General features: G+C 36.7%; 12 protein-coding genes and 1 other annotated feature. Of the genes, 7 read left to right on the top strand and 5 right to left on the bottom strand.

Annotated elements, in window-relative coordinates:
- Positions 1 to 29: 29 nt before the first annotated feature.
- Entirely contained in the window at positions 30 to 542 is a 513-nt protein-coding gene (locus tag GTH24_RS05965) for a YbjN domain-containing protein (protein WP_072069699.1), read from the bottom strand.
- Between the two features lie 168 nt (positions 543 to 710).
- Entirely contained in the window at positions 711 to 1,013 is a 303-nt protein-coding gene (locus GTH24_RS05960; RefSeq protein WP_072069700.1) for a YbjC family protein, read from the bottom strand.
- 171 nt (positions 1,014 to 1,184) lie between these two features.
- Between GTH24_RS05960 and GTH24_RS05955 the strand changes: the two genes are divergently transcribed.
- Positions 1,185 to 1,448, top strand: a complete 264-nt coding sequence (locus tag GTH24_RS05955; RefSeq protein WP_036938187.1) for a GrxA family glutaredoxin — start codon at positions 1,185 to 1,187, stop codon at positions 1,446 to 1,448.
- A 254-nt stretch (positions 1,449 to 1,702) separates the two neighbouring features.
- Here GTH24_RS05955 and GTH24_RS05950 read toward each other — a convergent pair whose 3' ends face one another.
- Positions 1,703 to 2,128, bottom strand: a complete 426-nt coding sequence (locus GTH24_RS05950; RefSeq protein WP_072069701.1) for a secondary thiamine-phosphate synthase enzyme YjbQ — start codon at positions 2,126 to 2,128, stop codon at positions 1,703 to 1,705.
- Between the two features lie 239 nt (positions 2,129 to 2,367).
- Here GTH24_RS05950 and ybjG point away from each other — a divergent pair, with 239 nt between their 5' ends.
- From ybjG to GTH24_RS05930, 4 genes are all read left to right on the top strand, one after another.
- Complete coding sequence (gene ybjG, locus GTH24_RS05945) at positions 2,368 to 2,979, top strand: undecaprenyl-diphosphate phosphatase (protein ID WP_072069702.1); 612 nt, start codon at positions 2,368 to 2,370, stop codon at positions 2,977 to 2,979.
- Between the two features lie 908 nt (positions 2,980 to 3,887).
- Positions 3,888 to 5,204 carry an HAAAP family serine/threonine permease gene (locus GTH24_RS05940; RefSeq protein WP_072069703.1) on the top strand — a complete coding sequence of 439 codons (1,317 nt, stop codon included), beginning with the start codon at positions 3,888 to 3,890 and terminating at the stop codon, positions 5,202 to 5,204.
- A 124-nt stretch (positions 5,205 to 5,328) separates the two neighbouring features.
- Complete coding sequence (locus GTH24_RS05935) at positions 5,329 to 6,693, top strand: L-serine ammonia-lyase (RefSeq protein WP_164526065.1); 1,365 nt, start codon at positions 5,329 to 5,331, stop codon at positions 6,691 to 6,693.
- A gap of 380 nt (positions 6,694 to 7,073) precedes the next feature.
- Entirely contained in the window at positions 7,074 to 8,744 is a 1,671-nt protein-coding gene (locus GTH24_RS05930) for a formate--tetrahydrofolate ligase (protein ID WP_164526064.1), read from the top strand.
- Positions 8,745 to 8,893: 149 nt separating this feature from the next.
- On the opposite strand, the gene GTH24_RS05925 is transcribed toward GTH24_RS05930, so the two are convergent.
- Complete coding sequence (locus GTH24_RS05925) at positions 8,894 to 10,096, bottom strand: serine hydrolase (protein WP_072069705.1); 1,203 nt, start codon at positions 10,094 to 10,096, stop codon at positions 8,894 to 8,896.
- A 157-nt stretch (positions 10,097 to 10,253) separates the two neighbouring features.
- Here GTH24_RS05925 and GTH24_RS05920 point away from each other — a divergent pair, with 157 nt between their 5' ends.
- Complete coding sequence (locus GTH24_RS05920) at positions 10,254 to 10,874, top strand: glutathione S-transferase family protein (RefSeq protein ID WP_164526063.1); 621 nt, start codon at positions 10,254 to 10,256, stop codon at positions 10,872 to 10,874.
- Here the strand turns inward: GTH24_RS05920 and GTH24_RS05915 are convergent.
- The gene (locus GTH24_RS05915; protein WP_072069707.1) at positions 10,871 to 11,692 is read right to left on the bottom strand and encodes an SDR family oxidoreductase; all 822 of its coding nucleotides are present in this window, start codon (positions 11,690 to 11,692) and stop codon (positions 10,871 to 10,873) included. The two genes, GTH24_RS05920 and GTH24_RS05915, sit on opposite strands and share 4 nt — an antisense overlap.
- Positions 11,693 to 12,052: 360 nt before the next feature.
- Positions 12,053 to 12,183 (top strand) — a sequence feature (His leader region).
- A gap of 44 nt (positions 12,184 to 12,227) precedes the next feature.
- Between GTH24_RS05915 and hisG the strand changes: the two genes are divergently transcribed.
- Entirely contained in the window at positions 12,228 to 13,127 is a 900-nt protein-coding gene (gene hisG, locus GTH24_RS05910) for an ATP phosphoribosyltransferase (RefSeq protein ID WP_072069708.1), read from the top strand.
- The last annotated feature ends 6 nt before the right edge of the window (positions 13,128 to 13,133 follow it).

Here is a 13,133-nt window from a genome sequence, read left to right as displayed (position 1 = left end):
AGATTTTGAGACCGTTATGGAGATTAATATTAATGTACAGTATAGGAGGAGTCCGTTGATGAACTACTTATTTCAACTTCTTCTTCATCTTCTTCATTTTCGCTTTCTTGTTTTTCACCATACAAGAAACCATTATTAAAAATTTCACTGACAACTTCAGCCGATTGTTCTTCTGCTTTTTGTAAGAACAGATCAAACTGATTCAGTGAGATCCCCGCAGCAACAGGGAATGATTGGCAGAATACTAATTTAGGTAAGTTTTCATCACTAATTTCTAAAAATGTTTTAATAAACAATGAACTTGCATTAATTTGGCTAAGATTGGCCATTAAAGGCACTATTGCTGAGGGTTTTAATTCAGCGATAGCGGTAAATACAAGCACATCTTCAAGAATATCAATTTTAGCGTCAAATATGCCGCTGATATATTGAAGATGTGGTAAATGTAACGCCTGACAAGAGTCACATTCATAATAAGCAATCTGTAGTTCATCAAGCCAAGATTTTAGCTGATCCAGATCGGGGGTAACAACAGCGTTCATTCAAATAACCTTTACGCGCTAAAGAAAAGAGTGCCTTTTGGCATTGAGGCTATTTTGCCACTTTTTCTATCTTGAAGGCACTAATAAATAGAAAAACTAAGAAAATTAAGCCAATTTACAAATTGGGTTTTCTTAGTCTTTCATGCTTTGTTGAGAAAAAACAGTACGCTATTCTTTGTTATTCTCTTTTTTCTTTTTATTATTCGCAAGATTGTTATCAATACCTAAAAACGTTAAACGATAAATCGCCCGCCATACAATATGAATAGAAGGTGGGATCATACAGATAACCCCTAGAACAATCAGAGTTAATTGCCCTGTGTAGGTGCCTAACCACTGCGGAGAGGTGATATATTGATTGATATATAAGTAAGCAACTACTAATAAAATAATCCCCACGATCTCTATGATTATGATGGGTTTTGGCATATCAGACAGTGATTTCATATCCCGTTTAGAAGGCTTTTCCATATTTTCTCCGCTAAATGCTGTATCGCAGTCCTATCTCATTATTCGGCAAATTGGTATAATTTATTACACTAAAAGGCAATAACTGTTTTTGTTTAGTCTAATAAAAGGGCATAGTATCAAACAATAAAGACTATTATGCCTGAATTTTATTTCCTCAATAAGGAGTGTCGTATGTTTGTTGTTATTTTTGGTCGTCCGGGTTGCCCATATTGTGTACGTGCTAAACAACTGGCTGAAACTCTGGCTGAAAAACGTGACGATTTTGATTTCCGCTATGTAGATATCCAAGCTGAAGGAATTACAAAAGCTGATTTATCTAAAACCGTCGGTAAAGAAGTTGAAACTGTGCCACAAATTTTCATTGATGAGAAACACATTGGTGGTTGCACAGATTTTGAAGCATATGCTAAAGAAAATTTAGGCATCTACAACTAATTAAAAAAGCGCTAAAACAGCTTAATATTCAATATGTTTTAGCGCTTTTCCTTTTTTATTTCATTCATTATCTCTTTATAATCCCCTCTTTCCAAAAAATAATTCTATTTTTTTTCATTAGTCAGCGAACTTTCTGTCTAACCCGGAGTCTGAATTAGTGCCACTGCTTTTCTTTGATGTCCCAAAATATTGAGGAGCCCGATAGTTTCAACCCCTTTGGTGAAATAACTGTCGGGTTTTTTATTGCCTGCAATCTAATAACACTCACCTTGCAATGTCACTATAATACGACGACGCCCACCACGCTCACGGTGCTCCCCAAGATAAATCCCCTGCCAAGTTCCTAAATTAAGTTCACCTTGGCTAATAGGAATAGTGACGCTTTGCCCAAGTAAGCTACTTTTTATATGGGCTGGCATATCATCACTACCTTCATAAGTGTGAAGATAGTAATCTTCATTCTCTTTTACACTTTGATTAAAGAAGCTTTCAAAGTCACTTCGTACTGTCGGGTCGGCATTTTCATTTATCGTCAATGAAGCTGAAGTATGTTGAATAAAAAAGTGAGCAATTCCGATTTTGTATTGTCTTAGTTCGGGTAATTCTTGGATCAATGTTTGTGTAATTAAATGAAACCCTCTTGGCTTGGCATTAAGTACAATATTTTTTTGGAGCCACATTTATTTATTCCTCATTGAAGATAAGAAAAAGAGCAATGTGAGAGCAATACAGTAAGCGTAATACTCTTTTTAAGCGTGTTTTTGGTCAATTTGAGCTAAAACTGACAAATCTTTTAAAAAAAGCACAATTAAATAAGAAAAAAACACTTTACCCCTATTACTCCCTCATTTACCCTTGAAAACTTGCGTATTATGTATCATAAACATCGCTTATCAGCACGACATGTATGGAGCTTACTTTGCTGGAACAACTTAATTTAGCCGTATTTTCAATGATGAATGCAACACCTGCAGCATCACCTTTCGAAATTGGCATGGCGGTTATTATTGCTAAGTATCTTGTCTATCTTTTTCCGCTCTCTTTAGCGTTCTATTGGCTATGGGGTAATGAAAAATATCTTAGCCAGCAAAGAACATTAGCATGTAAAGCAGCTGTATCTTTGGGTATTGCGCTCTCTATTTCTTGGCTGATTGGTGCAATCGCCCCTCATGAACGCCCGTTTGCCGCTAATATTGGCCATAACTTCCTTGACCATGATGCAACACCTTCATTCCCTAGCAACCACGGTACATTTGTTTTTACCATTGCCTTAGCTTATCTGTTTTGGCATAACAGTAAACGTATTGGTTATATTATGCTGGGTTTAGGACTAGCGATTGCTTGGGCTCGTATTTACCTTGGTGTGCATTGGCCAATCGATATGGTAGGCGCATTTATCGTTGCACTACTGTCTTGTGGTTTAAGCCAGATCTTTTGGTCTAAAGGCGGCGATATACTCCAAAAATGGGTACAACAGCTTTATCAGCTCTGTTTTGCTTATCCTATTCGTAAAGGTTGGACAAAAGCCTAACCTTTCTTACATTAAAAAAGACCACATTTATTGTGGTCTTTTTATATTTAACTTAAGTAAACTTCCACTTCGATATATTAATATATAAATAAAAATATCCTCTATTATTATATTATTTGTCCAAAAATAAATGTGTTGTTATTTTAATCAAAATGAAGTTTTTATATTCGCTATATAGTAATGTATCAAACTCATTTATTAACAAATTTATTGCCGTAATAATAAACAATATTCTACTTATGATTGAATTATTGTTATATTTATTTCATAGAATAAAGTAAAATCATTAATAAATAATCGTATTCCCTTATTTTTATATTCTTTTGTCTAGTTTTATACACAAATAAAATAAAATAATTAATTCTTATATATCAATAATGTATGAGGTTAATATAATGTTTTAATTGTGAACAAAAATAACTCAATTGATTTAAATCATTTATTTCATAAGAAATAAAAAAGCCTGAATTTAATCATTAACATATAAACATTTAGGTATTTAGATTTATTTTTAATACCAATAAAAAATGGAAAAGTATTTCAAAATGTTTTAAAAACCCCCTCTGAAAACACAAAATATAAAAAATGTTACATTTTTAGGTTTTTCAGTTATATTTAGCATTTGAGATGGTGATCACGGTAGTTTATCCTGAAAAACACTATATTCTGCACCTCTTAAGTCTGGATATAAACTTATCGAATATTTTTTCAAATTTTAGAAGAGTCTAATTCTTTTGAAATTTAAAGATTTTAGTATGTGGTAATTGAAGATATTGAGATAACACCAGGTACTCAATGCACTCATTTATTCATAATTAAATTTATGTCGTGATTGTTTCTGATAAGAAATAAAATCGCACACTTATTTTTATTCATTATTTTTTTACCGCGTTATTTCGGAGAGTATTATGGATACAACCAAAGCTGGTTCTATCGCATCGGGTAACACCCAAGGTGATTACAAAGCATGGCGTAAGTCAGATACAGTATGGATGTTAGGTTTATACGGTACGGCTATCGGTGCTGGTGTTCTATTTTTACCTATCAACGCAGGGATTGGTGGATTAATTCCTCTGTTGATTATGTTAGTTCTTGCATTCCCAATGACCTTCTTTGCACACCGCGGTATGGCTCGCTTTGTGTTATCAGGTAAAAATCCAGGTGAAGATATCACTGAAGTTGTTGAAGAACACTTTGGTAAAACAGCAGGTAAACTGATTACTCTGCTCTATTTCTTTGCTATTTATCCTATTTTATTGGTTTATAGTGTTGCTATCACCAATACAGTAGAAAGCTTTATTGTGAACCAAATGCACATGTCTGCACCACCTCGTGCAATTTTATCACTGGTACTTATCCTTGGTATCATGTCGATTATTCGTTTTGGTGAACAAGCTATCGTTAAAGCAATGAGCGTACTAGTGTTCCCATTTGTTGCAGTATTGATGGTTTTAGCGCTGTATCTTATTCCTGAGTGGAATAGTGCTATCCTTGATACACTCTCTTTTGATCACGCAACAACATCAGGTATGGGTCAAGGTCTGTTAGTCACACTATGGTTAGCTATCCCAGTTATGGTGTTCTCTTTCAACCACTCGCCTATTATCTCTGCATTTGCTGTTGCAAAACGAGAAGAATACGGTGAAAACGCTGAGAAAAAATGTTCACGCATTTTAGCTTATGCTCACATTATGATGGTTATCACTGTTATGTTCTTCGTGTTTAGCTGTGTATTTAGCTTAACACCAGAAAACTTAGCAGAAGCAAAAGCACAGAACATTAGTATCCTGTCTTACCTAGCTAACCATTTTGAAGCACCCGTTATTGCTTATATTGCTCCATTTATTGCTTTCGTTGCGATCACTAAATCTTTCTTAGGTCACTACTTAGGTGCTCGTGAAGGTTTCAACGGTTTAATCATCAAATCACTGCGTGAAAAAGGTAAAACAATCGAAAAAGATCGTTTAAACAAAATCACTGCACTGTTTATGTTGGTTACAACGTGGATCGTTGCAACATTAAACCCAAGCATTTTAGGTATGATTGAAACATTAGGTGGTCCAATTATCGCAATGTTACTGTTCCTGATGCCTATGTATGCAATCCGTAAAGTACCAGCGATGAAGAAATACGAAGGCCATATCAGCAACGTATTCGTTGTAATCATGGGTCTTATCGCAATCTCAGCAGTTTTCTATAGCTTAATTAACTCTTTCATGGGCTAATAAGGCATCTAATGGCTACTTTCGTAAAAGGAAGTAGCCATTACAGATTTAGACTTCAAAACTGACACTTATCACTCTAATAATCACACAGTTGCGCCTTTAATTAATTAGGGAGGCGAATATTATGGTTAGCGTCTTTGATATTTTTAAAATTGGTATCGGTCCTTCAAGCTCACACACCGTAGGCCCAATGAAAGCTGGGAAAGAATTCGTTGATATTCTTGCTGAAAAAAACCTTCTCTCTTCCGTTTCCCGCGTTATCGTTGATGTTTATGGCTCTTTATCTTTAACCGGTAAAGGTCACGCCACTGATACGGCAATTATTATGGGATTAGCAGGAAACTTACCCGATACTGTAGATATAGATTCTATTACGCCATTCATTAAACAAGTGGAAACAACCGGTCGCTTAATGCTAGCAAATGGCATTAAAGAAGTAGATTTCCCTGTTGATGGTGGTATGAATTTTCATAAAAGCAATTTACCCCTCCATGAGAATGGTATGTCCATCACCGCTTATAATGGTGAACAGGTTCTATTGAAAAAAACCTATTATTCTATTGGCGGTGGTTTTATTGTTGATGAAGAGCATTTTGGTCAACCTGAAGAAAATACGGTTCAAGTCCCTTATCCTTATCAATATGCGGCTGATTTACGTCGCCACTGTAAAGAAACAGGCCTCTCTTTATCTGCATTAGTGATGCAAAACGAATTAGCATTGCGCAGTAAAGAAGAAATTTCTGCTCATCTCGGTGCCGTATGGGAAGTGATGAAGTCCGGTATTGAGCGTGGTGTTAATACCGAAGGCTTATTACCAGGGCCATTACGTGTACCGCGCCGTGCCTCTGCATTACGCCGTATGTTAGTAACAGAAGATAAAACCACAACCGATCCTATGACTGTTGTTGACTGGATCAATATGTTTGCCCTTGCCGTCAATGAAGAAAATGCGGCTGGTGGACGTGTTGTAACAGCACCGACAAACGGAGCATGTGGCATTATCCCTGCCGTACTTTCTTACTACGATAAATTCATTCGTCCTGTAAATGAAAATTCTTACACTCGCTTTTTCTTAGTCGCAGGTGTTATTGGTTCTCTTTACAAAATGAATGCATCTATCTCTGGCGCTGAAGTAGGTTGCCAAGGCGAAGTGGGTGTTGCTTGTTCAATGGCAGCGGGTGCATTAACTGAGCTTTTAGGCGGTAGCCCAGAGCAAGTTTGTATTGCTGCGGAAATTGCGATGGAGCATAACTTAGGGCTTACCTGCGACCCAGTTGCAGGACAAGTACAAGTACCTTGTATTGAACGTAATGCTATCGCAGCCGTACAAGCAGTAAACTCATCTCGTATGGCTTTACGTCGTGTCAGCGACCCTCGTATTTGTTTAGATAAAGTCATTGAAACAATGTACGAAACTGGTAAAGACATTAATGCTAAGTATCGTGAAACCTCTCAAGGTGGATTAGCTATTAAAATTTCATGTGACTAAACTTAAGAGTCCGAAATATAGATATTTATAATGGATAAGGCGCTGATATCAGCGCCTTTTTTATTCTTATCTAAAATCAAGGATGATGCTCTTCTTTTTGAATATCTTTTTGGGATGAGATTAAATTATCATCCTTAGTTAAAATACGTGTAGAAGAAAACTCAATATTGAAAACAGAAATATCACTCAATATAAGTAGCAAAATGTCAAAGACAGGAGTCTGTTACAAAAATTATTTAAAGGGTGTGACGATAAACACGTTATCGAATAGAAAATAATTACAACTTAATCAATCCATTGGCCTTATTTAGATCCTTGGCTACAGTTGATGAGTAGAGATCACTAGAGACATCAGAAACGGGATAAAAAAGAGAACTAAAATGAAATCAGATATTCAAATCTCCCAAGAAGCACACCTCTTACCAATTCAAGATATTGCTAAAAATTTAAATATTGATCAAGATGATATCGAGTTTTATGGCAAATACAAAGCTAAATTTAGCCACAGCATTTGGTCTAAAGTTGCTACAAAAAAAACAGGAAAACTCGTTTTAGTCACAGCAATTAATCCTACCCCCGCAGGCGAAGGTAAAACAACAGTCACCGTTGGATTAGGTCAAGCCCTTAACCATATTGGAAAAAGTGCCATTATCGCGTTACGCGAACCCTCATTAGGCCCTTGTTTTGGTATTAAAGGGGGAGCTGCAGGGGGGGGTTATTCTCAAGTTGTACCAATGGAAGATCTTAATCTTCATTTTACTGGCGATTTTCATGCGATTACGTCAGCAAACAATTTACTGGCCGCCATGCTTGATAACTCCATCTATCAGGGTAATCCTTTAAATATCGATCCCAAGCAAATCGTGTTTAAACGTTGTATGGATATGAACGATCGCGCTTTACGAAATATTGTTGTGGGATTGGGTGGCGAAAAAGACGGTATTACAAGAGAAGATAACTTTGTTATTACTGTTGCTTCTGAAATTATGTCAATTCTATGTTTAGCTGAGGATATTCAAGATTTAAAGCAAAGGCTTTCTCAGATCATTGTTGCTTATTCTTACAATGGCAACCCTGTCACTGCCAACGATTTACAAGCTGTTGGCGCAATGGCCAGTTTGTTAAAAGATGCTATTAACCCTAATCTAGTGCAAACACTCGAAAATACGCCTGCAATTATTCATGGTGGTCCATTCGCTAATATTGCTCATGGTTGCAATAGTGTGAGAGCAACAAAATTAGCCCTTCAACTTGCTGATATCACTATTACGGAAGCTGGTTTTGGTGCTGATTTAGGTGCTGAAAAATTCTTTGATATAAAATGCCGAATGAGTGGGTTACGTCCAGATTGTGCAGTGATTGTTGTGACGACAAAAGCACTAAAATATAACGGTGGTTTAGGTAAAGGCGAATGGAATAATGAAGATTTAGTTGCGCTTGAAAAAGGAATTGTCAATCTAGAAAAACATATTGAAAACCTAAAAAAATATGGCTTACCTGTGATTATCTCACTTAATGCCTATGTTACTGATAGTATTGCAGAACATCAGTTTATAGAGCAATTTTGTCTAGATAGAGATTGTCGATTTGCAATTACAAAAGTGTGGGAAAAAGGAGGCGCAGGCGGTATTGAATTAGCAAATCAAATCATTGATACACTTGAAAATGAGCATAGCCAATTTCAATTAATTTATCCTGATAATGCCTCGCTTAATGAAAAAATTAATACTGTCGCAAAAGAGATCTATGGAGCAAATAGTGTGACCTATAGCCAACATGCTCGCAATATGTTGGAAAAAATAGAAAATATGGGGTTCGGCCATTTCCCTGTATGTATGGCAAAAACACAATATTCACTCTCAGATAATCCCGCGTTATTAGGTCGCCCTACTGATTTTACGATAAATGTGCGTGAAGTGTATGTTTCAGCAGGTGCCGGTTTTGTTGTTGTGTTGACAGGCTCTATTACCACTATGCCTGGATTACCGAAAACACCAGCGGCCATTGCCGTAAATGTTGATAATCAAGGGAAGATTGATGGACTTATATAAACGCTAAAGTGTGCAATCTCTTTATTTCATTAAATACAAAAAAATCCGTAATCGTATTTCAATTACGGATTTTTTGTAAAAAAACAACAACGAGTCTTTCTTTATGGGTGAAATCTCAGTAACGCGTTGATAAAACTATTATTGATAAATTAACCAAAAATAGCGTTAAACCAGCCAGATACTGTTTTAACCACAAAATCCCAGATACGACTAAAGAAACCACCTTCTTCAACCGCTTCTTTTACCACTAAAGGACGTTGTTCAATGACTTCATCGTTTAATAAAAAGTTAACTGTACCCACAACCTGATTTTGCGTTAAAGGTGCTTCTAATACTGGATTGGTTAAAGTAAACGAGGCTTTTAAATTTTTCAGTTCACCTTTAGGAATAGTGATTGAAGCATCATTAGCTACACCTAAAGCCACTTCACCTTTATCGCCATACCATACTTTTTGTGTTGTTAGTGGTGTATTTTCTTTAACTGGTGTTACCGTTTCAAAAAAGCGGAAACCCCAACCTAATAATTTTTCACTTTCAGCAAAACGGACTTTATCTGATGGAGTTCCTAAAACAACCGCAATTAAGCGCATATCACCTTCAGTTGCTGAAGATACAAGGTTATATCCAGCACCATTCGTGTGACCAGTTTTCACGCCATCAACATTCATATTCTTATTCCACAATAAACGATTGCGGTTTGGCTGGCGAATATTGTTGAATGTGAATTCTTTTTCTTTATGTATTTCGTATTCTGATGGTACATCACGGATCATAGCCGCTGTTAACAGTGCCATATCTTGCGCTGTTGTATATTGCCCGTCAGAATCTAATCCATGGACTGTTTTAAAATGTGTATTGGTTAAACCTAGATTTTTGGCATAGGAGTTCATTAAATCCACAAAGGTTTCCTGACTACCCGCAACATGTTCAGCTAATGCGATACTAGCATCATTACCTGATTGAATGACCATACCTCGATTTAAATCAATAACTTTGACCTGATCACCCGGTTTCAAGAACATCAATGATGAACCTTTTAATACCGGATTACCTGTTGCCCATGCATTGCGCCCTACAATCACCATATCGTCTGGCGACATCCGCCCTTCTTTGATGGCTTGTCCAACCACATAGCTACTCATGATTTTTGTCAGACTTGCAGGATCTAAACGCTCATCAGGTTTCTCCGATGCCAGAATTTTTCCGCTATTGTAATCCATTAATACATAAGATTTTGCCTCTATTTGAGGAGGTACAGGATTATTTACCGCAAATGAAGGACTAGAAATAATTAGCAGTAAACCCATTCCCGCGGTAACCTTACCCAGAACAGATGGAATATTTTTTTTCATTACCGATCACCCTTTTATATCAATTTGTTAAAGCTTTCCTACTATATGGCTTTCTGGAATAAGACGCCAACATTGATATATAGAGATTTATCTTATATTCATGTTTAACGCCCTATAGAGGGAAATTTTATTACTTATCGTGGTTTAGGAGACCTTTATGTTAAAAGTCTGGGGTAGAAAAAACTCATCTAACGTTAAAAAAGTTCTTTGGTGCTTAAAGGAGTTAAACGTACCTTATGAGCAAATTGATGTTGGTGGTCCATTTGGTGGACTCAATGAAGCAAATTATTTAGCAATGAATCCCAACGCTTCTATCCCAACATTACAAGATGATGACTTTGTTTTATGGGAGTCTAATACCATTATTCGTTATTTATGCTCAAAACATGAGAATAACGCACTCTATCCAATTGATCCTAAACAACGAGTAAATGTAGAAAAATGGATGGATTGGTCAAATGGCAGCCTATTTTCACCTATTCAACAAATGATGATAATGATTGTTCGCACACCTAAAGAGCAACAGAACCCCGAGCTTGTTGAAGCATTAAAAGAAAAGCTTAACAAACTGATCAAAATTGCAGATAACCAACTGGCAAAAACAACTTATTTTGCTGGAGATGAAATCTCTCTTGCTGATATCGCTATCGCGCCACTGGTTTATCCATGGCTCGAGGTTTGTAAAGATAGACCTCACTTCCCACATATTGAGCGCTGGTTTGCACAATTAAGTGAAAGATCTATTTTCCGTGATGTCGTGTTACTACCTATAAGTTAATTCATTGGCATTTTGTCGGGATCTGGATAATGATAATGGAATCCAAGATCTCGACAGATCTCCTGACCGTCAATTTCCCGTATTAACGGCTTCTCTTCATCTGCAAATTCAGGGGGAATAAGATCAAGTTGAGAGGATACTCTTGAGTAAAAATCTTTCTTTTTAGGATGAATTGGGGCACATAAATTATATAAATGGCCGCCTTCATTTTGTGCAAGCAGTTGTTCAACCGCAAAAATCACATCATCTAAATGAACTAAATTGACACACTGATGCGCGCCTTTTACTTGTTTTTTACCCGATAAAAAACGTCCGGCATGACGACCGGGGCCAACTAACCCAGCTAATCGAAGAATATCAACAGTGGTTAACGGTAAACGATGTAACCAGTTTTCAACTTCAGCTAACATTTTTGCCGATTGTGTTTCTGGTCGAATATCCATTTCTTCTGTGATATTACCTGTTTGATTGCCATATACAGAAGTAGAGCTAATGTAAATCACTCTTGTAACATGGCGAGACATTGCACTATCCACTAACGTTTGAATAGCTTCAACATAATCATAACCGCCACCAGCGGCACTTGGTGGCAACGTGATGATCAGTACGTCAGTTTCCATTAAGTAATCAAAATCATCTCTATCACATTCAATTGCGGGTGTTAAATTCACTAAACAGCAATCAACGCCACTCATTCTTGCTGCTTCTACGCCATCTTCGGTGGTTTTAGTCCCTTTAACTTGATAACCTGCATCACGCAACGCAGCGGCAAGTGGTAAACCTAACCAACCTAATCCAACGATGGTTATTCGTTTCATTTTGCTCCCCTACTTAAATGGCTTAGTTAAAGTATGCTATAAAATTTTCATTTCGCCATTACATATAAATACTACTTATATTTCGTTAATTTTTAGCATACCCCTATATACTCGCTCACTTGCGACATTAAGTAAATAAGAGAAATATTAAAATAGCATTAAAAACAAAAGGTTACAAAATAATTAAATTATTATTAAAAAATAGGTTGCTTTTCACTTTGCAAATCATGTAGGTTGAAAGGCAGACAAATTCTGAATGTTGGTTACTATATACATACAAATTAATAGTAACGAGCACATCAAATAACAAATAGTGTAATTAGCTAGGAAAATAATTATGTATAGCATTCAACTAAACCACCATCATCACCATCATCCTGACTAGTCTTTCAGGCGATGAGTGCTGGAAGACGTTTAAGAAACGCTTCCGGTGGTCTGAATGCAGACAAACAATAAAAACCCCGGAAGGCAACTTCCGGGGTTTTTTTATAGCTAATTTTCAAACAAAAAATTAAGACAAGGACAGGGTAATATTATGTTAGACAAAACAAGATTAAGAATAGCAATGCAAAAATCAGGTCGTTTAAGTGATGAGTCTCGTGCCCTTTTAGCACGTTGTGGCATCAAAATTAACTTAAACCAACAACGTCTGATCGCTTATGCGGAAAATATGCCAATCGATATTTTACGTGTAAGAGATGACGATATTCCAGGTCTGGTGATGGACGGTGTGGTTGATTTAGGAATTATTGGAGAAAACGTATTAGAAGAAGAGCTATTAAAACGCCGAGCACAAGGCGAAAACCCAAGTTATCTCACACTACGACGTCTTGATTTTGGTGGTTGCCGTTTATCTCTTGCAACCCCTGTCGATTTTAACTATCAAGGTGCTGAATGCCTAGATAATACACGCATTGCCACCTCTTACCCCAATCTACTAAAACGTTATTTAGACCAAAAAGGTATCAAGTTTAAATCATGCCTATTAAATGGTTCTGTTGAAGTCGCTCCTCGTGCAGGTCTTGCTGACTCTATCTGTGACTTAGTTTCTACTGGTGCAACATTAGAAGCTAACGGTTTAAAAGAAGTTGAAGTTATTTATCGTTCAAAAGCGTGTTTGATCCAACGCGACGGGGAAATGGAAACCGACAAACAAGCCCTTATCGACCGTTTACTGACGCGTATTCAAGGCGTTATCCAAGCTCGAGAATCAAAATACATTATGTTACACGCACCAAGTGATTGCCTCGAAGATGTCATTGCGTTACTTCCTGGTGCTGAAAGACCAACTATTCTGCCTCTTGCGGGTGACCAGAATCGCGTTGCAATGCACATGGTCAGCAGTGAAACCCTATTCTGGGAAACAATGGAAAAACTAAAAGCATTAGGTGCAAGTTCAATTCTTGTTTTACCAATTGAAAAAATGATGGAATAAGGTGAA

Source organism: Proteus vulgaris, assembly GCF_011045815.1.
GTDB classification, from domain to species: Bacteria; Pseudomonadota; Gammaproteobacteria; order Enterobacterales; family Enterobacteriaceae; genus Proteus; species Proteus vulgaris_B.
Note: the sequence above shows the minus strand (reverse complement) of the source record. Positions and strands in the feature narration are given on the sequence as shown.

What these genes read in the sequence shown, in the direction of transcription:
- GTH24_RS05955 (WP_036938187.1), top strand. Translation starts at nt 1,185, where the DNA reads ATGTTTGTTGTTATTTTTGGTCGTCCGGGTTGCCCATATTGTGTACGT.
- hisG (WP_072069708.1), top strand. Translation starts at nt 12,228, where the DNA reads ATGTTAGACAAAACAAGATTAAGAATAGCAATGCAAAAATCAGGTCGT.
- GTH24_RS05965 (WP_072069699.1), bottom strand. Translation starts at nt 542, where the DNA reads ATGAACGCTGTTGTTACCCCCGATCTGGATCAGCTAAAATCTTGGCTT.
- GTH24_RS05940 (WP_072069703.1), top strand. Translation starts at nt 3,888, where the DNA reads ATGGATACAACCAAAGCTGGTTCTATCGCATCGGGTAACACCCAAGGT.
- GTH24_RS05960 (WP_072069700.1), bottom strand. Translation starts at nt 1,013, where the DNA reads ATGGAAAAGCCTTCTAAACGGGATATGAAATCACTGTCTGATATGCCA.
- GTH24_RS05915 (WP_072069707.1), bottom strand. Translation starts at nt 11,692, where the DNA reads ATGAAACGAATAACCATCGTTGGATTAGGTTGGTTAGGTTTACCACTT.
- GTH24_RS05925 (WP_072069705.1), bottom strand. Translation starts at nt 10,096, where the DNA reads ATGAAAAAAAATATTCCATCTGTTCTGGGTAAGGTTACCGCGGGAATG.
- GTH24_RS05935 (WP_164526065.1), top strand. Translation starts at nt 5,329, where the DNA reads ATGGTTAGCGTCTTTGATATTTTTAAAATTGGTATCGGTCCTTCAAGC.
- GTH24_RS05950 (WP_072069701.1), bottom strand. Translation starts at nt 2,128, where the DNA reads ATGTGGCTCCAAAAAAATATTGTACTTAATGCCAAGCCAAGAGGGTTT.
- GTH24_RS05930 (WP_164526064.1), top strand. Translation starts at nt 7,074, where the DNA reads ATGAAATCAGATATTCAAATCTCCCAAGAAGCACACCTCTTACCAATT.
- GTH24_RS05920 (WP_164526063.1), top strand. Translation starts at nt 10,254, where the DNA reads ATGTTAAAAGTCTGGGGTAGAAAAAACTCATCTAACGTTAAAAAAGTT.